The sequence below is a fragment of the Cupriavidus respiraculi genome (assembly GCF_914271545.1).
In the GTDB taxonomy this organism is placed as follows: Bacteria; Pseudomonadota; Gammaproteobacteria; order Burkholderiales; family Burkholderiaceae; genus Cupriavidus; species Cupriavidus respiraculi.
The window spans coordinates 120,400-144,032 of sequence record NZ_CAJZAH010000007.1 but is presented as its reverse complement, the minus strand read 5'-3'; the positions used below and the strand labels follow the sequence as shown (position 1 = coordinate 144,032).

The window sequence follows — 23,633 nt, the reverse complement described above, 5'->3', positions numbered from 1 at the left end:
TCGGATGCGGCACTGCAGCGAAGAACGCCAGCAGGCTCACATCCCCCGAGCAAAGGAGCCTCATCATGAAAACAACGCGTCTCGCCCTGTTCACCGCCGCAGCGACTCTCGCGGCCACCCTCGTCGCCGCGCCCGCCTTCGCCAAGGCCGGCAAGTTCGATCCCTTCCTGGACGGCGCCCGCGCCGAAACCTCGGTCTACAGCAACGGCGGCAAGATCGGCCAGTTCGATGTGTTCACCGATGGCGCGAAGGTCGGCAAGTTTGATCCGTACACGGACGGTGCCAAGGTCGGCAAGTTCGACCCGTACACCGACGGCGCAGCGCGCTGAGCCACGGCGGCGCCGAGCCGCCGCACCGGCTGCAACAAGGACGCCCGTACCGAAAGGTACGGGCGTCTTCGTTTGGGACGACGCCGGCCGGACGAAAAAAACGGGCCATTGCTGGCCCGTCCCCGGCGCTGCGTCGGGTGCGTCGGGGATCCCCCGGGATCCCGCGCGCCCGATGCGTCAATCGTGATCGTGGTGACGGTGGCGGTGCTTGCTGCGCTTGTACTTGCCCTTACCGTTCTTGTAATAGCCGCTCTTGTAGTACCGATCACGGTCGTTCTCGTAGGAGTTGCTGCGCGAGACGTTGCCGCCCAGCGCCGCGCCCGCGCCACCGCCCACCGCGGCGCCGATCAGGCCACCGCCCCGGCCGCCCATCGCGTTGCCGGCCGCCGTGCCTGCGCCGCCGCCCAGGGCACCGCCGAGGATCGCGCCGGTGCGCTCGCGGCGGTTCGAGGTGATGGCGCCGCCGGCACCACCGCCCAGCGCGCCGCCGACCACGGCGCCGGTCGAGCCGCCGAGGGCGCCGCCCACGGCCGCGCCGGCCACGCCGCCCAGGGCACCGCCCAGCGCGTTGTTCATGTCGCTCGCGAAAACTGGCAGAGACGATGCCGCCAGGGCGAGGGCCAGGGTCATATTGCGAACGATGTGGCGAGACATATGTTTTTTCCTCTGTTTGCCAAACTGTGATCGAAGTGTAGTTTTGCGTCCTTGCCTTTGCTGTAACCACCTGTAAGGGCATATTTCTGCTGCAGAAACGCAACAAGGGCTGCCCATCAGGCAGCCCTTGTCGTTTCGGGGGCTCCGGCACTTCGGCCGGAATCGGCTGTTACAACCGCGCACCCGTCAGCAACACTTCCCTTGCCCGCCGCCGTAGCGCGCCTCCTGGCGTTCGCGGAAAAACGCCTCGTAGCTCATCGGTTCGCGGTCCGGATGGGTGCTTTCCATATGGGCCACATAGGTCTGGTAGTCCGGCAGGCCGACCATCAGGCGCAGCGACTGGCCCAGATAGCGTCCGGCTTTCTCGAGCGATTCCAGCATGGCGGGTCTCCTTGCGGATTGGCGGTTCAGCGTTGTGCGGCGGCGGCCGGCATCGGCTCGAACGGCGTCTCGCGGTCCGTGCGCCTGGCGATGCCGCGCGCCTGGAAGGCGGTCTTGAAGCCGTAGAACACGATGGACAGCACCACGAACATGAACAGCGCGCACAGGCCGGCGTCCAGGTAGTCGTTGAAGACGATGCGGTGCATCTGCTCCATCGACTTGGCCGGTGCCAGCACGGTGCCCTGCGCGATCGCGTCGCTGAACTTGGCGGCGTGGGTCAGGAAGCTGACCTTGGGATCCGGGTCGAACAGCTTCTGCCAGCCGGCCGTGAGCGTGCAGATCAGCAGCCACACCGTCGGCACGGCGGTGACCCAGGCATAGCGGCCGCGCTTCATCTTGACCAGCACGCAGGTGCCCAGCACCAGCGCCACCGCGGCCAGCATCTGGTTGGAGATGCCAAAGAGCGGCCACAGCGTGTTGATGCCGCCCAGCGGATCGACCACGCCCTGGTACAGGAAGTAGCCCCAGGCGGCCACGCACAGCGCGGTCGCGATCAGGTTGGCCGGCAGCGAATCGGTCTGGCGCAGGGCCGGCACGAAGCTGCCCAGCAGATCCTGCAGCATGAAGCGGCCGGCGCGGGTGCCCGCATCCACCGCGGTCAGGATGAACAGCGCCTCGAACAGGATGGCGAAGTGGTACCAGAACGCCATCATGGCCTGGCCGCCCACCACCTGGTGCAGGATATGGGCGATGCCCACGGCCAGCGTCGGCGCGCCGCCGGCGCGCGAGATGATGGTGTTCTCGCCCACGTCCTTGGCCGTCTGCACCAGCACGTCGGGGGTGATCACGAAGCCCCAGTTCGAGACCGCGGCCGCCACGGCTTCCGGCGTGGTGCCGATCACCGCCGCCGGGCTGTTCATGGCGAAGTACACGCCCGGCTCGATCACCGAGGCGGCGACCAGCGCCATGATGGCGACGAAGGATTCGGCCAGCATCGCGCCGTAGCCGATGAAGCGCGCATGCGTTTCGTTCTCCAGCAGCTTGGGCGTGGTGCCCGAGGAGATCAGCGCATGGAAGCCGGACACGGCGCCGCAGGCGATGGTGATGAACAGGAACGGGAACAGGTTGCCCGACCACACCGGGCCGCCGCCGTCGGCGAACTGGGTGAAGGCCGGCATCTTCAGGTCCGGCGCGACGATCAGGATGCCGATGGCCAGCGCGATGATGGTGCCGATCTTCAGGAAGGTGGACAGGTAGTCGCGCGGCGCGAGCAGCAGCCACACCGGCAGCACCGCGGCCACGAAGCCGTAGCCGATCAGCATCCACGTGAGCGCGCGGCCGTCGAAGGTGAACAGCGGGGCGAGCGTCGGGCTCTCGTGCACGTACTGGCCGCCGATGATGGCCAGCATCAGCAGCACGAAGCCGATGACCGACACCTCGCCGATGCGGCCCGGGCGGATATACCGCGTGTACAGGCCCATGAAGATCGCGATGGGGATGGTCACGGCCACCGTGAAGGTGCCCCACGGCGAATCGGCCAGCGCCTTGACCACGATCAGCGCCAGCACCGCGAGGATGATGATCATGATCATGAAGCAGCCGAACAGCGCGATCATGCCGGGCACCGTGCCCATCTCGGACTTGATCAGGTCGCCCAGCGAGCGGCCGTCGCGGCGCGTGGAGATGAACAGGACCATGAAGTCCTGCACGGCGCCGGCGAACACCACGCCGGCCAGGATCCACAGCATGCCGGGCATGTAGCCCATCTGCGCGGCCAGCACCGGACCCACCAGCGGACCGGCGCCGGCGATGGCGGCGAAATGGTGGCCGAACAGCACCGCCTTGTTGGTCGGCACGTAGTCGAGGCCGTCGTTATGGCGCCAGGCGGGCGTCATGCGGTTCGGATCGAGCTGCATGACCTTGTCGGCGATGAAACGGCTGTAGTAGCGGTAGGCGATCAGATAGATACAGACCGCGGCGACCACGATCCACAAGGCACTGACGGCTTCGCCGCGAGACAGTGCAACGGTGGCGAAGGCGAAGGCGCCGAGAATGGCGACGGCCAGCCACATCAGGTGTTGCCCGATGCGATTCATGATGAAGGTCTCCTCAGACCGATTGATGAGAATGCCCGCGGGCCAAGTCCGGTGTCGACGGCTGGCGCCCGGCTCCAGGCCAAGCGAATAGCGCGCCAGCGAGCGGCGCGCCGACCATCCGTGGTGCGTTGTCTCCGAGGGCGGGGTACGGTCGTACCGCCGTCGTCCGGGTGGCGTCTCGCCGGATCTTGTCGTGGCAGGCGGGTGATGCGGCCGTGCGCGGCACATCCGCATCCCGTTGCGGTGGACGTCGCGCGTGGCCCTGCGCCAGCGGCCGCGCGTCCGGCGTGTAGTATTGACACCCGCCACCCCCGGCACAAGCGCGTAACTACGCAGCGCCGCTGCGTAGTACTACGTAGCGCGACGGCCACACACCACTTGCCGGGGTCGGGATTTACCCGTAGTTGCCGGAAGTGGCCCCCGGATCCGCCCCGGACCGGCCCGAACCCGCCACAGATTCTTCCGACGCCGCCGCCGTGAAACTCCGCCAGAAAATCCTGCTGCTCGCGGTCGCGCCGCTGGCGCTCGCCATGCTGGGCATTGCGCTCGCGGTGCATTTCCAGGCCACCTCGCTCGCCCGCCACGAGCGCGTGCTGGTCGAGGCCGCCTATCTGCAGAGCAAGGAAACCGAGCTGCGCCACTATGTCGAACTTGCGCAGAGCACCATCGCGCCCTTCGTGCGTTCCGGCCGCGACGACGCCGCCACGCGGCAGGCGGCCATGCAGGCGCTGGCGCGGCTGGACTACGGCCGCGACGGCTACTTCTTCCTGTACGACCTGCAGGGCCGCAACCTGATGCACCCGCGCCAGCCGGACCTGGTCGGACGCGACCTGTGGGACATGCGCGATCCGCAGGGCGCGCCCACCATCCAGCAGCTGATCGCGGCCGCGCAAAGCGGCAGCGCCGGGGGCGCCGTGCGCTACCTGTGGACCAAGCCGTCGTCGCAGCAGGTCGCGCCCAAGCTGGGCTACGTGGTGGCGGTGCCCGAGTGGGCCTGGATGCTGGGCACGGGCATCTACCTGGACGATGTCGAGCAGACGCTGCGCCGGCTGGACGCGCGCGCCGAGACGGATATCCGCGAGACGATGGCGTGGATCGGCGTGATCGCCGGCATCAGCATCCTGCTGGTGGCCGCCAGCGGCCTGGCCCTTAACGTCAGCGAGCATCGCGAGGCCGACGCCAAGCTGCGCCAGCTTGCGCAGCGCGTGGTGCAGTCGCAGGAGGAGGAGCGCGTCCGGCTCGCGCGCGAGCTGCATGACGGGGTCAGCCAGCTGCTGGTCTCGGTCAAGCTGGTGCTGGAAACCGCGGTGGACCGCCTGCGGCGCGAGCCGGCCGACGGCGCGGCGGCGGCGCCGGTGCTGGGCATGGCGCTGAACCGGCTCGATACCGTCTTCAACGAGGTGCGCCGCGTCGCCCGGAACCTGCGCCCGGCGCTGCTCGACGACCTCGGCCTGTTTCCCGCGCTGGAGCACCTGGCGCGCGAGATGCAGGAGGCCAGCCAGCTGGAGATCCGCGTCACCACGAGCGGGCAACCCCGGGAGTTGCCCAGCGAGCCCGCCACCGCGCTGTTCCGCATCGCCCAGGAGGCACTGACCAATGTGGAGCGCCATGCCAGGGCGCGGCGGGTGCGCATGGTGCTGGCGTATGGTCCGGACAGCGTGCGCCTGACGGTGCAGGACGATGGCAGCGGCTTCGACGTGGCGCGCATGCAGCTGGACCCGCGCCGCGGCATCGGGCTGCGCAACCTGCGCGAGCGCGTGGCGGCCCTGGGCGGCCGGTTCGATATCGCCTCGGGGCCGCAAGGCACGCTGGTGGCGGCCGCGCTGCCGCTGCCCGGCACGCCCGCGCCGCGCCTGCCCGACGCCGCCGCCGCGGGCTCGCGGCCGGCCGCCACGGAGGTCTCGCCATCATGATTTCCATGTCGACCCCCTACGCCGGCCACGGCGGCCCCGCGCGGGTGCTGCTGATCGACGACCACGCGCTGGTGCGCGATGGCATGCGCATGCATCTGGCGTTGCAGCCCGGGCTGGCCGTGGTCGGCGAAGCCGACGATGGCGAGGCCGCGCTGGCGTGGCTTGCGCGCGCCGATGCGCGGACGATGCCCGATCTGGTCATCACCGATATCGGCATGCGCGGCATGGGCGGCATCGCGCTCGCGGGGGCGCTGCACGAGCGCTATCCCGAACTGGCCGTGCTGATCGTGTCGATGCACGACAACCTGGAATACGTGCGCCAGGCGGTGCGGGCCGGCGCGCGGGGCTTCGTGCTCAAGGACGCCCCGGCGGACGAGCTCGTCGCCGCGATCCAGGCGGTGCTGGCGGGCCGGGTGTTCTACAGCGCCCGCATCGCGCGGCGCATGGCCGAGGAAATGCCGGCGCCCGGGCCGCTCGACGCGCTGACGCCGCGCGAGCGCGACATCCTCGCCTGTATCGGGCGCGGTCAGGCCAACAAGGAAATCGCCGCCGCGCTGGGCGTGTCAGTGCGCACGGTGGAGACGCACCGGCTCAATCTGAAGCGCAAGCTCGGCATCGAGAGCCGGGCCGGGCTGGTGAAGTATGCGGTGGAGCAGCTGGGGGGCGGTAGCTGAGCCCCGGGGCGGCCAGTAGCGGTCCGCGGAAGGCAAAACGCCCATCTCGTCGTGAGATGGGCGTTTTGCATTGGTGGTGAGCGCCCGGCAAGAGCCGGGAGCCTCCCGCCACGCGGGAGGCAGAGCCCCGATCAGGCAGCCAGCCGCTTGGCCAGCGCCTGGCGCGTCTCGGTCAGCGCCTCCGGCAGCCCGTTCTTCAACTGCGTAAACAGCTCGTCGTGCAGCGCCAGTTCCTGTTCCCAGGCGGCGCGGTCGGTCGAGGTCACCTGGCCGAACTGCTCGGACGAGAAGTCCAGGCCGTTCCAGCTGATGTCCTCGTAGCGCGGCGAGGTGCCGAACACGTGTTCCTCGCCCTGCCCCTTGCCCTCGATCCGGTCGATCATCCACGACAGCACACGCATGTTCTCGCCGAAGCCCGGCCACACGAAGTTGCCGTCGGCGTCCTTGCGGAACCAGTTGACGCAGTAGATCTTGGGCAGCCTGGCGCCCGATGCCTCGAGCTTCTTGCCCAGCGCGAGCCAGTGGCCGAAGTAGTCGCTCATGTTGTAGCCGCAGAACGGCAGCATGGCGAAGGGGTCGCGGCGCACCACGCCCTGCTGGCCGGCGGCCGCGGCGGTGGTTTCCGAGCCCATCGTGGCGGCCATGTAGACGCCTTCGGTCCAGTTGCGCGCCTCGGTCACCAGCGGCACCGTGGTCGAGCGGCGGCCGCCGAAGATGAAGGCGTCGATGGCGACGCCGGCCGGGTTGTCCCAGTTGTCGTCGATCGAGGGGCACTGCACCGCGGGCGCGGTAAAGCGCGCGTTCGGGTGGGCGGCCTTGGCGCCGGTCTCCTTGGCGATGGCGGGCGTCCAGTCCTTGCCCTGCCAGTCGATCAGGTGGGCCGGGGCCTCCTTGGTCATGCCTTCCCACCACACGTCGCCGTCATCGGTCAGCGCGACATTGGTGAAGATGACATTTTCCTTGAGCGTAGCCATCGCGTTGAAGTTGGTCTTCTCGCTGGTGCCCGGCGCCACGCCGAAGTAGCCCGCTTCCGGATTGATCGCGTACAGGCGGCCGTCCTGGCCCGGCTTGATCCACGCGATATCGTCGCCGATGGTGCTGATCTTCCAGCCCTCGAAGCCCTTGGGCGGGATCAGCATCGCGAAGTTGGTCTTGCCGCAGGCCGACGGGAACGCGGCGGCGACGTGGTACTTCTTGCCCTCGGGCGAGGTCACGCCCAGGATCAGCATGTGCTCGGCCAGCCAGCCTTCGTCGCGGCCCATGGTCGAGGCGATCCGCAGCGCGAAGCATTTCTTGCCCAGCAGCGCGTTGCCGCCGTAGCCCGAGCCGAACGACCAGATCTCGCGCGTCTCCGGGAAGTGGACGATGTACTTGGTGGGGTTGCACGGCCACGGCACGTCCTTCTCGCCGGCGGCCAGCGGCTTGCCGACGGTGTGCACGCACGGCACGAACTCGCCGTCCGCGCCCAGCACGTCGTACACCGCGCGGCCCATGCGGGTCATGATGCGCATGTTGACGGCCACGTAGGGGCTGTCGGACAGTTCCACGCCGATGTGGGCGATCGGCGAGCCGAGCGGCCCCATCGAGAACGGCACCACGTACAGGGTGCGGCCGCGCATGCAACCGTCGAACAGGCCGCCGAGCGTCTGGCGCATTTCGGCGGGCGGCATCCAGTTGTTGGTGGGGCCGGCCTCTTCCTGCTTCTGCGAGCAGATGAAGGTGCGGTCTTCCACGCGGGCCACGTCCGACGGATCGGACAGCGCGAGGAAGGAGTTCTTCCGCTTGGCGGGATTGAGGCGCTTCATGGTGCCGGCGGCGACCATCTGCTCGCAGAGGCGGTCGTATTCCTCCTGCGACCCATCGCACCAGTAGATGCTGTCGGGTTTGGTCAGCGCCGCGATCTCCGCGACCCAGGCGACCAGCTTCTGGTGCTTGACCCAGGCGGGAACGTTGAGTGCGGGCGTGCCCTGCATGGTGGGGTGGTTCATGCTGATACTCCAAAGCGAAAGGAAATCTGGCAAAGCCGGGCTGGGCGAGGGCGTCGGAAACCTCGGAAGGAAGGGGACGCGGATCGCTGCCGCATGCTGTAGGGACCACTTGCCGACGGAGGCGGTTCCGCGCGGGGCCGACTCCCGCGGGAATCTGGCCGGGCGGGACCGACACATGCCGTTACAAGTCCAGGGCGGCGATTGGCGGGGAATTTCCGCGGTGGACCATGTGGCTGCGCTACAGTGGCGGTTTTTCCGCGGGCGCTACGCCGCGGGGGCCAGGCAGGCTTTGTCCGGTGTCGCGCGGTACCCGGGAGCGGGGCTCGACCGGCGGTCCGACGCAATACCGAAGGCGGCAAGGATACCATCGCTGCTTGTCTCCGTTTTTTGCTCTGCAGCAAGGTTGGCGCGGCCGGCGGCCGCGCGCAGGCCGCTCCGGACGGGTTCGTGCCAGCGGCCGCGGGTTCCGCGACGAGACGCCATTGCCTCGCCGCGGGGTAGTCAACAATACTGTGCGAACCCGTGCCGCTCTGTGGGGACGCGTACCGAAGCCGGACACAGCGCTGCGCGCCCGTACCGCTCCCCTGCCCTCTAGCCCCGTAGTCCTCTTGCCCCAGTGAGGCCAACTTGCCGATGAAGATTGCCGTACTCGACGATTACCAGGACGCCGTGCGCAAGCTGCCCTGCTTCCGCCTGCTCGATGGCCACGACGTCAAGGTGTTCAACAACACCGTCAAGGGGGTGGGCCAGCTGGCCGCGCGGCTGGCCGACGTGGAAGCGGTGGTGCTGATCCGCGAGCGCACCCGCATCACCCGCCAGCTGCTGGAGAAGCTGCCCAAGCTGCGGATCATCAGCCAGACCGGCCGCGTCGGCGGCCCGGGCGGCCATATCGACGTGGATGCGTGCACCGAGCGGCGTGTCGCGGTGCTCGAAGGCGTGGGTTCGCCGGTGGCGCCCGCCGAGCTGACCTGGGCGCTGATCATGGCGGCCCAGCGGCGCATTCCCCAGTATGTCGCGAGCCTGAAGCACGGCGCGTGGCAGCAGTCGGGGCTCAAGTCCACCACCATGCCGCCGAACTTCGGGCTCGGGCAGAAGCTGCAGGGCCAGACGCTAGGCATCTGGGGCTACGGCAAGATCGGCCGGTTGCTGGCCGGCTATGGCCGCGCCTTCGGCATGAACGTGCTGGTGTGGGGCCGCGAGGCCTCGCAGCAGGGCGCCCGCGCCGACGGCCTGGCGGTGGCGGATTCGGTGGAACAGCTCTTTACCGACAGCGACGTGCTGACGCTGCATCTGCGCCTGAACGACGAGACGCGCCACATGGTCAAGCTCACCGACCTGAGCCGGATGAAGCCAACCGCGCTGTTCGTCAACACCAGCCGCGCCGAGCTGGTGGAGGAAGGCGCGCTGCTCGCCGCGCTCAATCGCGGGCGCCCCGGCATGGCGGCCGTGGACGTGTTCGAGTCCGAGCCCATCCTGCAGGGCCACGCGCTGCTGCGCATGGAGAACTGCATCTGCACGCCGCATCTGGGCTATGTCGAGCGCGACAGCTACGAGCTGTACTTCCGCACCGCGTTCCAGAACATCCTCGATGTGCTGGCCGGCAAGCACGACAGCATCGTCAATCCGCAGGCGCTCGCCCCGGTGCTCACGCGCTGAGCGCGCCGGCGGGCCGTCCCCGTGCGGCCCGCTCCCGCCCCGCCTCGGGGCAAACCCGAACTGCGCAAACCCGCTACACTCGCGGGCATCCCGCCGGCCCCTGGCCGGCGCGGCACTTCCGACCCTCCCTTCCCGCCCGCATGGATTCCAGGCTCGTGACGCTCTGCGTCGGCAATTTCGTCATCGGCTCCGGCGCCATGATGGTGACCGGCATGCTCAACGACATCGCCGGCGACTTCGCGCTGGGCGCGGCCACGGCGGGGCAGTTGATCTCGGTGTTCGCGCTGGCCTGCTGCGTCGGCGCGCCGGTGTTCGCCACGCTGGGCTCGCGCGTGGACAGGCGCCTGCTGCTGACCGGTTCGCTGGTGCTCTACGGCGTGCTCCACCTGGCCTCGGCGTTCGCGCCCAGCTTCGGCGTGCTGCTCGCGCTGCGCCTGCTCACCGCGATCGGCGCCGCGATCTACACGCCGCAGACCGCGGCCACGCTGCCGCTGCTGGTGGGCCCGCTGGAACGGGGGCGCGCCATCAGCTTCGTGTTTCTCGGCTGGAGCGTGGCGAGCGTGGTGGGCGTGCCGATGGGCACGTGGATCGCCAGCACGCTGGGCTGGCGCGTCAGCATGGCGGTGGTGGGCGTGCTGTCGCTGGCGGTGGCGGCCGCGCTGTGGCGCACGCTGCCGCGCGGGCTGACCGTGGCGCCGGTCGGGCGCGCCGCCTGGGGCGCGGTGCTGCGCCATGCGCCGGTGATGCTGGTGGTGGCCACGACCATGATCGTGTCGGCCGGCATGTTTACGATGTTCACCTATATCGCGCCGATGCTGCGCGACGTGCACGGCATCAGCGGCGGCTCGCTGAGCCTGATGTTCCTGGCCTACGGCGCCTGCGGCCTGCTCGGCAACGTGGTGGCCGCCTCGCGGATGGACCGCTACACGCCCTCGCGCGTGGTGCTGGTGACGATTTCCACCTCGCTGGCGGCGATGGTGCTGTGGCCGCTCGCCTCGCTGGGCACGCTGGCGCTGGTGCCGATCTTCATGCTGTGGGGCATCGGGGGGTTTGCCACCAACAGCGCCCAGCAGGCGCGGCTGGTGGCGCTGGCGCCTGAGCGGGCCTCGGTGTCGATCTCGCTCAATTCCTCGTCGATCTACCTGGGACAGGCCATCGGCGCGCTGGTGGGCGCGGCGATCTATACGATGGCCGGCGCACATGCGCTGCATTGGGGCGCCGCTATATTGATGCTCGCCGGCCTCGCGCTCTCGCAGTGGGCGCGGGCCCTGAGCTGCCAGGCGCATGACCGCCGGCGGCCATCGGAGGCCTGAGGGCCATCCAACCATACCGGGGGAGCGCCATGATGCGGGATCAGCAGGTAGTGGAACGGGAAGCGGAACAGGAAGCGGAACGGGAACGGCACGGCCAAGCGAGCCCGGCCACCGCCACCGGCCGCGTGCTGGCGGTCAGCATCGGCAAGCCGGTGCCCCTGGTGGTGGCCGGCGCCGGCCGGGAAGCCGTGGTGCAGTCCGGCATCCGCAAGCATCCGGTCAGCACGCTGGCCCATCCGCTGTGGGTGCAGGTGCGGCCGTCCGGCGTGTCCGGCGACGAGCAGGCCGACCGCAGCGTCCACGGCGGGCCGCTCAAGGCCGTCTACGCCTATCCTCTCGAACACTACGCGGGCTGGAACCAGCGCCGGCGCGAGGTCGGGCTGCCCGATGCGGGCCGGCCCCTGTCCTTCGGCGCGATGGGGGAAAACCTGACGCTCGAAGGGCTGCTGGAGCGCGACCTGTGGGTCGGCGACCGGCTGGTGATCGGCCGCGTGACGCTGCGCGTGGAGTCGCCGCGCAAGCCCTGTCACAAGTTCAACGCCGTGATGGGATACCCGCAGGCGGTCAGGGACATGGTGCGCACCGGCCACTCCGGGGTCTACCTCAGCGTGGTCCGCCCCGGCGAGATCCGCGCGGGCGACACCGTGGTCCTGGAGCCCGGCCCGCGCGAGGTTGCCATCGACAGCCTGAACCAGCGCCAGCGCGACAAGCGCCTCGGCTAGCCTCCGCGCCGGGGCGGGGGTGCACGCCCGTAGCGTCCCTGGCGCGCTTTCTGCTAATGTTTGGTGCCTGATACAAGGCGGCCCCCCTTTCTGTAATGGCTTGTAAACAAGGGCATGGAAACAATGCTTGCCAGCCATGGCTTGCGCCTGTTACCACGGGGATGCCGCGGCGGCCACGCTCCTCAGAGGGCGGGCCGGCATGCAGGAATCACGACGGGGAGCGCGGCGGGAACGAGCGCAGGAGGCGCGCGAGAGGCGCGGAGGGAATGGGGTTCATCATGAAATCGAAGGGAATCGACCAGGCCAGCGGCTTTGTCGACGGTAGCTGGAGTCCGGCCATGGGCATGGGCAGCAGGCGCGTGTCGCCATGGCTGACGGTGGTGGTGGTGCTGTTGCTGGCGGTGGGCGGCTGGTACGGCTGGAAGGCGTGGTTCGCCCCCAAGCCGCAGGCCAAGGCACCGGCGGCCGTGGTCGTCACCACCGCGGTGGCGCAGCAGGGCGACGTGCCGCTGCGCGTCAGCGTCAACGGCAACGTGACCGCGCTGTCCACGGTCGAAGTGCGCCCCCAGGTTTCCAGCACCATCCGTACCGTGCATATCAAGGAAGGGCAGACGGTCAAGCCGGGCGACCTGCTGTTTTCGCTGGACACCCGCATGGACGAGGCCAACCTGGCGCGCGCGCAGGCCCAGCTGCTGCGCGACCAGGCCGACCTGACCGACGCGCGCCGGGCGTTGTCCCGCAGCAACGAACTGCTGGAGCGCAATTTCATCTCGAAGAGCGCGGTCGACACCGCGCAGGCCAAGGTCGATGCGCTGGTCGCCACCGTGCGGGCCGACCAGGCCGCGATCGAGGCAAGCCGCGTGGCGGTCAGCTACGGCGCGCTGCGCGCCACCATCGCCGGGCGCACCGGCGCCATCAACGTCTTCCCCGGCTCGCTGGTCACGCCGACCACCGCCACGCCGATGGTCACCATCGCGCAGATCCAGCCCATCGCCGTGACCTTCACCCTGCCCGAGCGCCAGCTGGCCGCGCTGCGCGACGCGCTGCGGGCCGGACCCGTGCCGGTGACGGCGCTGCCCAACGACGGCAGCAAGGAGCCGGTGCAGGGCCGCATCACCTTCGTCGACAACACCGTCGATCCGCAGTACGGCACGATCCGCGTGAAGGCTCAGTTCGACAACGAGGAGCAGCGGCTGTGGCCCGGCACCTACGCCAATGTCGAGGCCGTGGTGCAGACGCTCAAGGGCGCGCTGTCGGTGCCGCCGCAGGCCGTGGTCACCGGACCCGAAGGCCGCTTCGTCTATGCGGTGCAGCCGGACAACACGGTCCGCGCGATGCCGGTGCAACTGCTGGCCAGCACCGCGGCCGCGGCGGTGGTCGAGGGCATCGGCCCCGGCACCCGCGTGGTGGTCGAGGGCGTGCAGAACCTGCGCCCGGGCGTGACGGTGCGCGAGGCGCCGACCGCGCAGCCCAAGGCCGCCCCCGCGGGCGCAGCCGGGAAGCACTGAGCCATGACGCTCTCCGAACTCTGTATCCGCCGTCCGGTCATGACGGTGCTGCTGTGCCTGGCACTGGTGGTGACCGGCATCGTGCTGTACCCGACCATCCCGATCGCGGCGCTGCCCAGCTTCAACTCGCCGGTGATCCAGGTCACCGCGACGCTGCCCGGGGCGAGCCCCGAGACCATGGCCGCGTCGGTGGCGACCACGCTGGAGAAGCAGTTCGCCACCATCCCGGGCGTGTCGGTCATCAGCTCGTCCAATACGCTGGGCAATTCCAGCATCACGATCGAGTTCAACAACGACCGCGACATCGACGCGGCCGCGGTGGACGTGCAGTCGGCGCTGTTCCGCGCGCAGCGCCAGCTGCCCACCGAGATGACGGTGCCGCCGTCGTACCGCAAGGTCAATCCGGCCGACGCGGCGGTGATCCTGCTGGCGATCAACTCGCCGGCGATGAGCCTGGCCGAACTCAATGCGTTCGGCGACAACCTGATCTCGCCCACCATCGCCACCCTGCCCGGCGTGGCGCAGGTGCAGATCTTCGGGCAGAAGCGCTTCGCGGTGCGGGTACGCGCGCACCCCGACGCGCTGGCGGCGCGCGGGCTCACGCTCGACGAACTGGCCGCGGCGCTCAACCGCGCCAACACCAACACGCCCGTGGGCACGCTGGACGGCCAGCGCCAGACGCTGACCATCCAGGCCAATCGGCAGCTCGCCGACGCCGACGCCTTCCGCAACATCATCGTGGCCAGCCAGCCCAACGGCGCGCTGGTGCGGCTCTCGGACGTGGCCGAGGTCGAGGACAGCGTCGAGACGCTCAAGACCGGCAGCTGGCTCAACGGCGAGCGCTCCATCGTGCTCGCCGTGCAGCGCCAGCCCGACGCCAATACGGTAGCGGTGGTCGACGCGGTGCGCGCGGCGCTGCCGCGGCTAATCCAGCAGATGCCCGGCTCGGTCAACGTCACCGTGGTCAACGACCGCTCGCGCTCGGTGCGCGAATCCATCCACGACGTGCAGCTCACGCTGGCGCTGACCGCGGCGCTGGTGGTGATGGTGATCTTCCTGTTCCTGCGCCGCGCCGCCGCCACGCTGATTCCCACCGTGTCGCTGCCGATCTCGCTGATCGGCACGGTCGCGCTGATGAAGGCCTTCGGCTACAGCCTGGACAACGTCTCGCTGCTGGCCATCACGCTGGCCGTGGGCCTGGTGGTGGACGACGCCATCGTCATGCTGGAGAACATCGTCCGCCATATCGAGAACGGCGTGCCGCCGCTGAAGGCGGCGCTGGTCGGCTCGCGCGAGATGGGTTTCACCATTGTGTCGATCTCGATCTCGCTGGTGGCGGTGTTCATCCCGATCTTCTTCATGCCCGGCGTGATCGGGCTGCTGTTCCACGAGTTCGCCGCGGTGGTGTCGCTGGCCATCCTGGTGTCGGCCATCGTGTCGCTGACGCTGATCCCGATGCTGTGCGCCCGCTTCCTGTCGGCCGACAACGTGCCGGTGGACGAGTCGCAGCACGCCTATGGCGACGCGCCGGCGCATGCCGCCCACGCGCCGCGCCATCCGCAGAAGCAGAGCTGGGGCCTGCGCTCGACGCAGTGGTTCGAGAACCTGTTCGAATTCACGCTGCACCGCTATGCGCGCGGGCTGGACTGGTGCCTGGCGCACCGCAAGTTCGTGCTGGGCGTGGCGGGTCTGACGTTCGTGCTGACCGGCGTGCTGTTCGCCGTGATCCCGAAGGGCTTCTTCCCGGAAGAGGACATCGGGCAGATCCAGGTCAACGCCGAAGGCCCGCAGGATATTTCCTTCGACGCCATGGCCGCGCGCATGCGCGAGGCCTCGGACCGCATGCGGGCCAACCCGGCGGTCAAGAGCATCGTGGTGTCGATCGGCGGCGGCCCGTCGCCCGCCATCAACACCGGCCGCATGTTCATCGAACTGAAGCCGCAGGGCGAGCGGCCCAAGATGGCGCAGGTGGTGGAGTCGCTGCGCAAGGATGTCTCCGGCATGCCGGGGCTGGCGGTGTATTTCCGTCCGGTGCAGAACCTGCAGTTGGGCGGGCGCGTCAGCAAGAGCCGCTACCAGTACACCATGCAGAGCGTGCAGGCCGATACGCTGCAGGACAGCTCGGACAAGCTGATGGCGAAGATGCGCGCCGATCCGGTCTTCCGCGACGTGACCAGCGACTCGCAGCAGTCGGGCCTGGAGGCCCACCTGGCCATCGACCGCGACAAGGCCAACGCGCTCGGGGTGCAGATGCAGGACGTGCGCACCGCGCTCTATTCCGCCTTCGGCGAGCGCCAGGTGTCGACGATCTACACGCCGATCGACAGCTACTACGTGATCCTGCAGGCGGCCGATATCGATCGCATCGACGAGACCGCCTTCGCCAAGCTCTATGTGCGCAGCCGCACCGGCCAGATGGTGCCGCTGTCGGCGTTCGCGACCACCGAGCGCCGCGTGGGGCCGATCGCGGTCAACCACCAGGGGCAGCTGCCGTCGGTCACGGTGTCGTTCAACCTCGCCCCGGGCGCGGCGCTGGGCGACGCCTCGGCCCGCATCGACCGCTTCAAGCAGGAGATCGCCATGCCGCAGGCCATCTTCACCAGCTGGGGTGGCGATGCCGCGGTGTTCCAGTCGTCGCAGGCGACGCAGATCGTGCTGCTGGTGGCGGCCATCGCGGTGATCTACGTGCTGCTGGGCGTGCTGTACGAGAGCTACATCCACCCGCTGACCATCCTCGCGGGGCTGCCGTCGGCGGCCATCGGCGCGCTGCTGACGCTGTTCATCTTCCGCGTCGAGCTGTCGCTGATCGCGATGATCGGCGTGCTGATGCTGATCGGCATCGTCAAGAAGAACGCCATCATGATGATCGACTTCGCGCTCGCGGCGCAGCGCGACGAGGGCATGACCCCGGCTCGCGCGATCCGCCAGGCGTGCCTGCTGCGCTTCCGGCCGATCATGATGACCACGCTCGCCGCCGTGATGGGCGCGCTGCCCATCGCGCTGGGGCTGGGCGCGGGCGCCGAGCTGCGCCAGCCGCTGGGCCTGGCGGTCGTCGGCGGGCTGCTGTTCTCCCAGGTGATCACGCTGTTCATCACGCCGGTGATCTATCTCGCGCTGGACCGCTTTTCGGGCACCGGCCCGATGCAGATCGACGCCGATGGCAACCGGATTCCCCAGACCGTGGAGGCCAATGCGGGCCGCTGACATCATGCTCACCACGGCGCGCGCCGCGGCTCTCGCCGCCGCGCTTGCCGTGCCTTTTGCGCTGGCCGGGTGCGCGGGCGCGCCCCATGAGTCCGAAGGCGAAATCCACCAGCTCGCCGCCTATCGCTATGTGCTGCTTGGCGAGGTACACGACAACCCGGAGGCGCACCGGCGCCGGCTCGCATCGCTTGCGCATGCCATCGACGCCGGCTGGCGTCCGGCCATCGCGATGGAGCAGTTCGACCGCGAACGGCAGGCCGATATCGACCGCGCGCGGCGCGAGCGGCCCGGCGATGCGGACTACCTGATCGCGCAGGCCGGGACCAAGGGATGGGACTGGTCGCTGTACCGGCCCGTGGTGGCGCTGGCGCTGCGCCACGACCTGCCGCTGGTCGCGGCCAACCTGTCGCGCGAGGACGCGCGCGGCGTAATGCGCGGGGCCGGGGTGTTCAGCGAGGCCGAGCGCGAACGGCTGGGGCTGGCGCGGCCGCTGCCGCCCGCGCTCGCCGCGACGCAGACGGCGGTGCTCGAGCGCGGCCACTGCGGGCATTTCCCTGCCGCCATGCTGCCTGGCATGCTGAACGCGCAGGCGGCGCGCGATGCCGTGATGGCCGCCGCGCTGCGCGCGCATGCCGAGCACGGCGTGGTGCTGCTCGCGGGCAACGGGCATGTGCGCGAGGACATCGGCGTGCCGCACTGGCTCGGCGCCAAGCCGGCCGAGGTGTTCTCGGTGGGCTATCTCGAAGCGGCGGCGCCGGACGAAGCCGGCGCCTACGACAAGGTCGTGCTGGTGCGGCCGGTCGAGCGCGCCGATCCCTGCAAGGACGCGAAGCCGCGCACGCGCTAATCCCCGTGCGGTAATCCCCCGCGCGGTATCCCCCGCGCGGTATCCCCCCGTATCCCCGCCGTTGCCGCGAACGCGGGACCCCAGCGTCTTCCCGGCTCAGCCGAACAGTTCCTCCGCGACCGTCGGATGCAGCTGCACCGTGGTTTGCAGATGCGACATGCGCGCCCCCAGCCGCAGCGCCAGCGCGAACGACTGCACGATCTCCGGCGCGGCGTTGTCCAGCAGGTGCGCGCCGAGGATGCGCCCGCTGCGCGCGTTGTAGACCAGCTTGACCAGCGAGGCCTGCGTGCTGCCGGCGAAGCGGTTCTCCAGCGAGACGAAACGCTTGACGCGCGTGGCGATGCGTTCGGGCTTGCCGGCATCGGCAATCGCCTGCGCCTCGCTCATGCCGACGGTGCCGATGGCGGGATCGCAGAACACCGCGGTGGGCACCAGGTCGAAATCGGCGCGCTCGCCGCGCCGGCCGAACAGGCGGTCGGCCAGCCAGCGGCCCTGCGCGATGGCGGTGGGCGTCAGGTGCAGGCCGTCGATGACATCGCCGATGGCGTAGACCGTGCGCGCGTCGCTGCGGAAATTCCGGTCCACGCGGATGCCGCCTTCCTCGTCCTGCTGCACGCCGAGCGCCTCCAGCCCCAGGTCCCGCCAGTGCGGATCGCGGCCGACGGCGGCCAGCGCCGCCTGCACGCGCAGGCTGTGCGTGCGCGCGGCGCCGCCCTGCCGGTAACAGACCTCGATCGCGCCGTTGGCTTCGTCCAGCAGCGCCACCTCGGCGTTGAAATGCAGGCGCACGCCCTTGGCGGCGAGTGCCTCGGCCAGCGCGGTGGACAGGTCGCGGTCGAAGTTCTCCAGCAGCCGGTCCTCGCGCACCAGCATGTCCACCTTGACCCCGTAGCGCGACAGGATGGACGCCTGCTCCACCGCGATATAGCCGCCGCCGATCACGGCGAGCGACGCCGGCAGGCTCTGCCAGCCGAACACGTCGTCGGAGGTCGCCGCCAGTTCGCCGCCGGGCACCGGCAGCGGACGCGGGCGCGAGCCGGTGGCCACCAGGATGCGGCGGGCGCGGATGGCCTGCGCGCCGATGGCCACCGTGTCGGGGCCGCTCAGCCGCGCCTCGCCGCGGATCATGCGCACGCCGGCTTGCTGCAGCCGTTCCTGGTAGACCACGGCAAGCCGCGCGACCTCGGCGTTGACGCGCACGATGGCGTCGCTCCAGTCTTCGCGGCCGCCGGTGTGCGACAGGCAGCCCGACAGCACGGCGGCCCAGTTGGCGCCATAGGACAGCAGCTTCTTGGGCACGCAGCCGCGATGCACGCAAGTGCCGCCGATCGCGTCGCGCTCCACCAGCGCCACGCTGGCGCCGTGCGACGCGGCGCGGATCGCGGCGGCCACGCCGGCCGAGCCGCCGCCGACCACGACGAAGTCCGCCTGCCGGGGCGCGCCCGCGGCGCGCCGCGAGCCGCCGCGCGGCACCTGCTCCACCGGCGGTGCCGCCGACACCTTGCTCGCACGCTTGCGCGCACCCTGGACTCCGGCTTGCCGTTTCGTCATTCGTCCCTCCTGTCGCGGCCTTCGCCGCGGGTTATCCGAACAAAGCGCCCGCCGTCGCGCGGTGCTTACGGCGGCGGTCCGAGCTCTCGTGCCGCGATGCCGGGCCAGTCGCGCAGGAACGCCTCGCCGTCGCGCCGGCCCAGGTCGTACGCCTGGGTCATGCCCGCGGGGCGCGTGTAGTCCCAGCTGGAGATGGGCACGCGCTGCGAGGGCTGCAGGTACAGCCGGCGCTGGCCGCCCTCGCGCAGCACGAAGCGCGGCGGCCGCGGATAGCGGCGCGTGACCAGCACCAGCACGTCGCCCGGGTCCGGGTCCAGCGCATCGACGGGGATGTTGTCGACCAGGCCGCCATCGAGCACCGCGCGGCCATCGCGGCGCAGCACCGGCGTAAAGGGCGGCGTGGAGGACGACTGCAGCAGCAGGTCGGCCAGCTGTTCCGGCGTGGCGCAATCCTGCGCGCGCACGAACTCGGGATGAAAGCCCAGCCGGCGCCCCAACCGCGGATGCAGCGTCTTGAGCAGGTGCTTATCGATGTTGTAGGCCAGCAGGCCGGCCAGCACCGCCAGCCGCGGACTGGTCCAGCGCGGGATGTGCGCCACGCCGATGCGGATTTCCGGCGCATCCTGCAGGAACGCCAGCCGCCCCTCGCCCAGGATCGACAGCAGCGCGGCGCGGTAGATGCCGTAGTGGGGAAACACACGCTGGTCGCCGAACAGATTGCGCCAGTAGGCGTTGCGGCGATTGTTGGCAAGCACCCCGTGGTAGTACGACATGACCTCGCGCGCATCGTGCGTATAGATCATGCACGCGGTGGCGGCGCCGGCCGAGATGCCGGTGATGATGCGCGGGCGCAGGTCCAGCTCGGGCGCGACCACGTCCCACCAGCCGGCCTGCCACCAGCAGCGGTTCCCGCCGCCGGCGAACACGATCTGGTCGAACGGACCGCGCGCCTGCCCGGCCTTCGCGGAACCGTCGGTAGCCAGGACCGCCGTCACAGCAGCGCGTACGTGGTGGTGGCCTGCACGGCGAGCTTGCCGTCCGGGCCGTGCAGCGCGATCTCGCCGAACACGACGGTCTTGCCCAGGCGCCGCACGATGGCCTGCACGAGCATGTCGCCGCTGGTCACGGGGCGCATGAAGTTGGTGGTCAGGCTGACCGTTGTCATCGGGCGAAAGCCGCCCAGCGCGCTGGAGATGGCCACGATCATCGCAGTATCGGCGGCGGACATCAGTACCTGCCCGCACACCACCCCGCCCGCGTGCCGCATCGCTTCGTCGAAGGGCAGCAGCAGCGTGACCCCGTCGGGCTGCACGCTATGGGCGCGCAGGCGCAACTGGCGTACCCAGGGGGCCAGCACCTGGTCCAGGATGGCGTCGATCTCGGCAAGCGGGAGGGATGTCTCGGGCATGGCGGCGTGGTGGCGCCTGTCTCGGGGCGCGGGATGCATGGACTGCATTCGAGGAAAAGCCGCGGACCGGGACGCTACTCGACTTCGCCCGGCGCGGCGCGATGTTTCAGCCAATGATACAGGGGCCCCGTGCAGATCACCACGAAGGCCATCCGTACCACATGGAAGGCCGTGACCAGCGGCACGCCGACCTCCAGCACCTTGGCGGTGATGCACATCTCGGCGATGCCGCCCGGCGTGGTGGCCAGGATCAGCGTGGCCGGATGCGCGCCGGACATGGCCGACAGCGCCCAGCCGAACAGCGCCGAGACAATCAGCGCCAGCATGGTGTACAGGCCCACGCCGGACAGGAAGCGCGGCGCCGTGTGCAGGAACTCGCGCGAGAAACGCACGCCCAGCGAGACGCCGATCAGCAGCTGGCCCGTGCGGCTCATCCACGTGGGAATGGCGGACAGCTCGATGCCGGACACGGTCAGCGCCGCCGCGGCGATCAGCGTGCCGATCACGAAGGGGTTGGGCAGGTTCAAGCGCTGCATCAGCAGCGCCGCGGCCACGGTGATGGCGACCAGCCCCGCCAGGCCCAGCGCGTCGACGGTGCGCGGTCCCGGGATATACGGATCGAGCCCGTGGATGCCGCCGTACTGGAAGATCGTGGGCACCAGCACCACCACGATCAGCACGCGCAACGAATGCGCCGCGGCCACCTGGTCGATGCGCGCGCCATTGCGCTCGGCCAGGTTCGCCATCTCGGAGGCGCCGCCGATGGCCGTGGCGAAGTAGGCGGTCTTGAACGAGACGCCCGTGGTCTTGCGCAGCAGCAGCGCGCCGCTGGTGCCGAGCAGCAGCGCGAACAGCGAGCCGGCGACGATATAGGGCAGGAATTCGAGCAGCTTGGCCGCGACGTCGGGCGTGAAGTACAGCCCGAGCGAGGTGCCGATGGCCCACTGCCCGGCGTTGCGCGCATGCGTGGGCGCGCGCAGGTCGGCGCCGGCCATGCGGGCCCCGGCCACCGCCAGCAGCGGACCGATCATCCACGGCAGCGGCGTATGCAGCAGGGTACAGAGCAGCGCGGCCGCGAGGCCGAGCAGGATCGTCAGCGCGAAGGGGCGCCAGCGCAGCAGCGAAGAGGGCATGGTCGGCGAGCGGCGTGCGACCGGAGCGGATGGACACCGGGCCGCCGCCGCATTCTTGTGATCGGCGCGCGGGCGGCGGCTCTGCCGCCACGCTTGCCATGAAAACGACAAGGCCCGGGAGCCCCGGGCCTTGCGGCATTTTGCCTGAATCAGCGCGGCGCGTCCGCCATGCGCCGTGTCGCCGAGCGGCGCGAGAGCCAGCGCAGCAGCCGCGGCACCACCACCACCGCCACCGTCAGCGCCAGGATCGAGGCCGAGATCGGGTGCTGCACGAACGGCGCCCAGTCGCCCTGGCTGATCGACAGCGCGTTGCGCAGCTGCTTTTCCGCCATCGGGCCGAGAATCAGGCCGACGATCACCGGCGCGGTCGGAAAGTCGAAGCGGCGCATCGCCATGCCCAGCAGCCCGATCAGGAACAGCAGCAGCAGGTCGAACCACGACTGGCGGATGCCATAGGCGCCGAGCCCGGCGAAGATCAGGATGCCGCCATACAGCAGCGGCGTGGGAATGCGCAGCATGCGGACCCACAGCCCGATGGCCGGCAGGTTCAGCACCAGCAGCATCACGTTGCCGATATAGAGCGAGGCCAGCAGCCCCCACACCAGGTCGCCCGAGGTCTGGAACAGCATCGGGCCCGGCTGCAGGTTGTAGTTCTGGAAGGCCGCCAGCAGGATGGCGGTGGTGTTCGAGGTCGGAATGCCCAGCGTCAGCAGCGGCGCGAGCGTTGCCGTGACGGCGGCATTGTTGGCGGCCTCGGGGCCGGCCACGCCCTCGATGGCGCCCGTCTTGCCGAATTCCTCCTGGTGCCTGGACAGCTTCTTCTCGGTCGCATACGACAGGAAGGTCGGAATCTCGGCGCCGCCCGCGGGAATCAACCCGAACGGAAAGCCAATGAACGTGCCGCGCAGCCACGCCGGGATCGAGCGCTTCCAGTCCGAGCCCGTCATCATCACCGAGCTGACCTTGTTGAAGGTGCCGGCCGGCTGGGGGAAGAAGGCGTTGAACAGCGCCTCGCCCACGGCGAACAGCCCCACCGCCACCACGACGATGTCGATGCCGTCGTACAGCTCCTGGATGCCCATCGTGTAGCGCGTCTGCCCGGACAGCGAGTCCATGCCGATCAGCCCGATGCCCAGCCCGAGGAACAGGCTGGTCATGCCGCGCAGCAGCGAGGAGCCCAGCACGGCCGACACCGTGGTGAAGGCCAGCAGCATGATCATGAAGTACTCGCCCGGGCCGAACTGCAGCGCCACGTCCGCCGCGATCGGCGCGAACATCGACAGCAGCACGGTGGCGATGGTGCCGGCCACGAAGGAGCCGATCGCCGCGGTGGCCAGCGCGGGGCCCGCGCGGCCCCGCTTGGCCATCAGGTTGCCTTCCATCGCCGTGACCATGGTCGACGATTCGCCCGGCGTGTTCATCAGGATCGAGGTGGTCGAGCCGCCGTACATGGCGCCGTAGTAGATGCCGGCGAACATGATCAGTGCCGCGGTGGGTTCCACCTTGGCGGTCAGCGGCAGCAGCATGGCTACCGTCAGCGCGGGGCCGATGCCGGGCAGCACGCCGATGGCGGTGCCCAGGAAGCAGCCCACCAGGGCCCACATCAGGTTCAGCGGCGTGATGGCGACGGCGAAGCCGTGCATCAGCTGGTTCAGGGTATCCATCGTTGTCTCCCGGCGGGCTTACAGGCCCGCCATCGGCAGGAACGGCAGCAGCGGCAGGTTGATGCCGAGCAGGAAATCGAACAGCCCCCACATCGGCAGCGTGATGGCCAGGCCGATCAGCGCGTCGCGCAGCGGGCGCCGGCTGCCGTAGCCGCGCGCCACGCAGACCATCAGCAGCGTGGAAGAGATCACGAAGCCCAGCGGGCCGATCAGCGCCATGTTCAGCACCAGGCCGGCGGCCACCCATGCGAGGCCGCGCGGGCTGTGCGGGTGCGAAGGCAGCTCGGCGTCTTCCTCCGGCATCGCGCGAAAGCCGCCGCGCAGGCCCTGGAACGTCAGCGCCGCGCCGCATACGGCCAGCCCGATGGCGACCAGCGTGGGCACGAAGCGGGGCGACAGGCCCGCGTAGCCGGCGTCGCCCTCGATCACCGTCATGCCGGCGAAGAACAGCCCGGCCAGCATCAGCACCACGATGCCGATGGCGGTATGGGAAGGTTTCATGGGAGACTCCCGTGGCCCGGCGGCAGAGGCGCGCCGCGGGCAAGGATCGGAACGGCACCTCGCCGCGGCGCGCGGCGAGGCAACGGACGCG

At 69.9% G+C, this 23,633-nt stretch carries 19 protein-coding genes; 9 read left to right on the top strand and 10 right to left on the bottom strand.

Features of this window, described 5'->3' with window-relative positions:
- The first annotated feature begins 65 nt into the window (after window positions 1–65).
- Window positions 66–329, top strand: coding sequence for a hypothetical protein (locus LDO27_RS22715; RefSeq protein ID WP_224044131.1), 264 nt, complete (start codon window positions 66–68; stop codon window positions 327–329).
- A 177-nt stretch (window positions 330–506) separates the two neighbouring features.
- Here LDO27_RS22715 and LDO27_RS22710 read toward each other — a convergent pair whose 3' ends face one another.
- From LDO27_RS22710 to LDO27_RS22700, 3 genes are all read right to left on the bottom strand, one after another.
- The gene (locus tag LDO27_RS22710) at window positions 507–983 is read right to left on the bottom strand and encodes a hypothetical protein (protein WP_222203024.1); all 477 of its coding nucleotides are present in this window, start codon (window positions 981–983) and stop codon (window positions 507–509) included.
- A 186-nt stretch (window positions 984–1,169) separates the two neighbouring features.
- On the bottom strand, window positions 1,170–1,364 hold the full coding sequence (locus tag LDO27_RS22705) for a YbdD/YjiX family protein (RefSeq protein ID WP_222203023.1): 195 nt from the start codon (window positions 1,362–1,364) through the stop codon (window positions 1,170–1,172).
- Between the two features lie 26 nt (window positions 1,365–1,390).
- Window positions 1,391–3,460, bottom strand: coding sequence for a carbon starvation CstA family protein (locus tag LDO27_RS22700; protein ID WP_224044129.1), 2,070 nt, complete (start codon window positions 3,458–3,460; stop codon window positions 1,391–1,393).
- Window positions 3,461–3,936: 476 nt separating this feature from the next.
- Between LDO27_RS22700 and LDO27_RS22695 the strand changes: the two genes are divergently transcribed.
- Window positions 3,937–5,373: a cache domain-containing protein gene (locus LDO27_RS22695; RefSeq protein WP_224044127.1), complete on the top strand. Its 1,437-nt coding sequence runs from the start codon at window positions 3,937–3,939 to the stop codon at window positions 5,371–5,373.
- Complete coding sequence (locus LDO27_RS22690) at window positions 5,370–6,047, top strand: response regulator (protein ID WP_377747543.1); 678 nt, start codon at window positions 5,370–5,372, stop codon at window positions 6,045–6,047. Before LDO27_RS22695 ends, LDO27_RS22690 begins: the two co-directional genes overlap by 4 nt.
- Window positions 6,048–6,178: 131 nt before the next feature.
- Here the strand turns inward: LDO27_RS22690 and LDO27_RS22685 are convergent, their stop codons facing one another.
- Window positions 6,179–8,035, bottom strand: coding sequence for a phosphoenolpyruvate carboxykinase (GTP) (locus tag LDO27_RS22685; protein WP_224044125.1), 1,857 nt, complete (start codon window positions 8,033–8,035; stop codon window positions 6,179–6,181).
- Window positions 8,036–8,668: 633 nt separating this feature from the next.
- Between LDO27_RS22685 and LDO27_RS22680 the strand changes: the two genes are divergently transcribed.
- The 6 genes from LDO27_RS22680 (at window position 8,669) to LDO27_RS22655 (ending at window position 17,285) form a co-directional block, all read left to right on the top strand.
- Entirely contained in the window at window positions 8,669–9,691 is a 1,023-nt protein-coding gene (locus LDO27_RS22680) for a D-2-hydroxyacid dehydrogenase family protein (RefSeq protein WP_222203014.1), read from the top strand.
- A gap of 140 nt (window positions 9,692–9,831) precedes the next feature.
- Window positions 9,832–11,004, top strand: a complete 1,173-nt coding sequence (locus LDO27_RS22675; protein WP_224044124.1) for an MFS transporter — start codon at window positions 9,832–9,834, stop codon at window positions 11,002–11,004.
- A 29-nt stretch (window positions 11,005–11,033) separates the two neighbouring features.
- Complete coding sequence (locus LDO27_RS22670) at window positions 11,034–11,726, top strand: MOSC domain-containing protein (RefSeq protein WP_224044122.1); 693 nt, start codon at window positions 11,034–11,036, stop codon at window positions 11,724–11,726.
- Window positions 11,727–12,004: 278 nt separating this feature from the next.
- Window positions 12,005–13,234 carry an efflux RND transporter periplasmic adaptor subunit gene (locus LDO27_RS22665; RefSeq protein WP_224044120.1) on the top strand — a complete coding sequence of 410 codons (1,230 nt, stop codon included), beginning with the start codon at window positions 12,005–12,007 and terminating at the stop codon, window positions 13,232–13,234.
- Window positions 13,235–13,237: 3 nt separating this feature from the next.
- Window positions 13,238–16,438 (top strand): efflux RND transporter permease subunit, encoded by a 3,201-nt coding sequence (locus LDO27_RS22660; RefSeq protein WP_224044118.1) that lies wholly within the window; start codon window positions 13,238–13,240, stop codon window positions 16,436–16,438.
- Complete coding sequence (locus LDO27_RS22655) at window positions 16,425–17,285, top strand: ChaN family lipoprotein (RefSeq protein ID WP_224044116.1); 861 nt, start codon at window positions 16,425–16,427, stop codon at window positions 17,283–17,285. Before LDO27_RS22660 ends, LDO27_RS22655 begins: the two co-directional genes overlap by 14 nt.
- Before the next feature lie 96 nt (window positions 17,286–17,381).
- On the opposite strand, the gene LDO27_RS22650 is transcribed toward LDO27_RS22655, so the two are convergent.
- From LDO27_RS22650 to LDO27_RS22625, 6 genes are all read right to left on the bottom strand, one after another.
- The gene (locus LDO27_RS22650; protein WP_224044114.1) at window positions 17,382–18,836 is read right to left on the bottom strand and encodes a dihydrolipoyl dehydrogenase family protein; all 1,455 of its coding nucleotides are present in this window, start codon (window positions 18,834–18,836) and stop codon (window positions 17,382–17,384) included.
- Between the two features lie 65 nt (window positions 18,837–18,901).
- Entirely contained in the window at window positions 18,902–19,831 is a 930-nt protein-coding gene (locus LDO27_RS22645) for a patatin-like phospholipase family protein (RefSeq protein WP_224044113.1), read from the bottom strand.
- A complete protein-coding gene (locus tag LDO27_RS22640; protein WP_222203000.1) occupies window positions 19,828–20,244 on the bottom strand; it encodes a PaaI family thioesterase in 417 nt (138 codons plus the stop codon). Before LDO27_RS22640 ends, LDO27_RS22645 begins: the two co-directional genes overlap by 4 nt.
- Before the next feature lie 74 nt (window positions 20,245–20,318).
- Window positions 20,319–21,377, bottom strand: a complete 1,059-nt coding sequence (locus LDO27_RS22635) for an AbrB family transcriptional regulator (RefSeq protein ID WP_222202996.1) — start codon at window positions 21,375–21,377, stop codon at window positions 20,319–20,321.
- A 149-nt stretch (window positions 21,378–21,526) separates the two neighbouring features.
- Window positions 21,527–23,041 (bottom strand): tripartite tricarboxylate transporter permease, encoded by a 1,515-nt coding sequence (locus LDO27_RS22630; RefSeq protein ID WP_222202992.1) that lies wholly within the window; start codon window positions 23,039–23,041, stop codon window positions 21,527–21,529.
- Between the two features lie 18 nt (window positions 23,042–23,059).
- Window positions 23,060–23,542 (bottom strand): tripartite tricarboxylate transporter TctB family protein, encoded by a 483-nt coding sequence (locus LDO27_RS22625; protein ID WP_222202983.1) that lies wholly within the window; start codon window positions 23,540–23,542, stop codon window positions 23,060–23,062.
- Window positions 23,543–23,633: the final 91 nt, after the last annotated feature.

What these genes read in the sequence shown, in the direction of transcription:
- LDO27_RS22715 (WP_224044131.1), top strand. Translation starts at nt 66, where the DNA reads ATGAAAACAACGCGTCTCGCCCTGTTCACCGCCGCAGCGACTCTCGCG.
- LDO27_RS22710 (WP_222203024.1), bottom strand. Translation starts at nt 983, where the DNA reads ATGTCTCGCCACATCGTTCGCAATATGACCCTGGCCCTCGCCCTGGCG.
- LDO27_RS22705 (WP_222203023.1), bottom strand. Translation starts at nt 1,364, where the DNA reads ATGCTGGAATCGCTCGAGAAAGCCGGACGCTATCTGGGCCAGTCGCTG.
- LDO27_RS22700 (WP_224044129.1), bottom strand. Translation starts at nt 3,460, where the DNA reads ATGAATCGCATCGGGCAACACCTGATGTGGCTGGCCGTCGCCATTCTC.
- LDO27_RS22690 (WP_377747543.1), top strand. Translation starts at nt 5,370, where the DNA reads ATGATTTCCATGTCGACCCCCTACGCCGGCCACGGCGGCCCCGCGCGG.
- LDO27_RS22685 (WP_224044125.1), bottom strand. Translation starts at nt 8,035, where the DNA reads ATGAACCACCCCACCATGCAGGGCACGCCCGCACTCAACGTTCCCGCC.
- LDO27_RS22680 (WP_222203014.1), top strand. Translation starts at nt 8,669, where the DNA reads ATGAAGATTGCCGTACTCGACGATTACCAGGACGCCGTGCGCAAGCTG.
- LDO27_RS22675 (WP_224044124.1), top strand. Translation starts at nt 9,832, where the DNA reads ATGGATTCCAGGCTCGTGACGCTCTGCGTCGGCAATTTCGTCATCGGC.
- LDO27_RS22670 (WP_224044122.1), top strand. Translation starts at nt 11,034, where the DNA reads ATGATGCGGGATCAGCAGGTAGTGGAACGGGAAGCGGAACAGGAAGCG.
- LDO27_RS22665 (WP_224044120.1), top strand. Translation starts at nt 12,005, where the DNA reads ATGAAATCGAAGGGAATCGACCAGGCCAGCGGCTTTGTCGACGGTAGC.
- LDO27_RS22660 (WP_224044118.1), top strand. Translation starts at nt 13,238, where the DNA reads ATGACGCTCTCCGAACTCTGTATCCGCCGTCCGGTCATGACGGTGCTG.
- LDO27_RS22655 (WP_224044116.1), top strand. Translation starts at nt 16,425, where the DNA reads ATGCGGGCCGCTGACATCATGCTCACCACGGCGCGCGCCGCGGCTCTC.
- LDO27_RS22650 (WP_224044114.1), bottom strand. Translation starts at nt 18,836, where the DNA reads ATGACGAAACGGCAAGCCGGAGTCCAGGGTGCGCGCAAGCGTGCGAGC.
- LDO27_RS22640 (WP_222203000.1), bottom strand. Translation starts at nt 20,244, where the DNA reads ATGCCCGAGACATCCCTCCCGCTTGCCGAGATCGACGCCATCCTGGAC.
- LDO27_RS22635 (WP_222202996.1), bottom strand. Translation starts at nt 21,377, where the DNA reads ATGCCCTCTTCGCTGCTGCGCTGGCGCCCCTTCGCGCTGACGATCCTG.
- LDO27_RS22630 (WP_222202992.1), bottom strand. Translation starts at nt 23,041, where the DNA reads ATGGATACCCTGAACCAGCTGATGCACGGCTTCGCCGTCGCCATCACG.
- LDO27_RS22625 (WP_222202983.1), bottom strand. Translation starts at nt 23,542, where the DNA reads ATGAAACCTTCCCATACCGCCATCGGCATCGTGGTGCTGATGCTGGCC.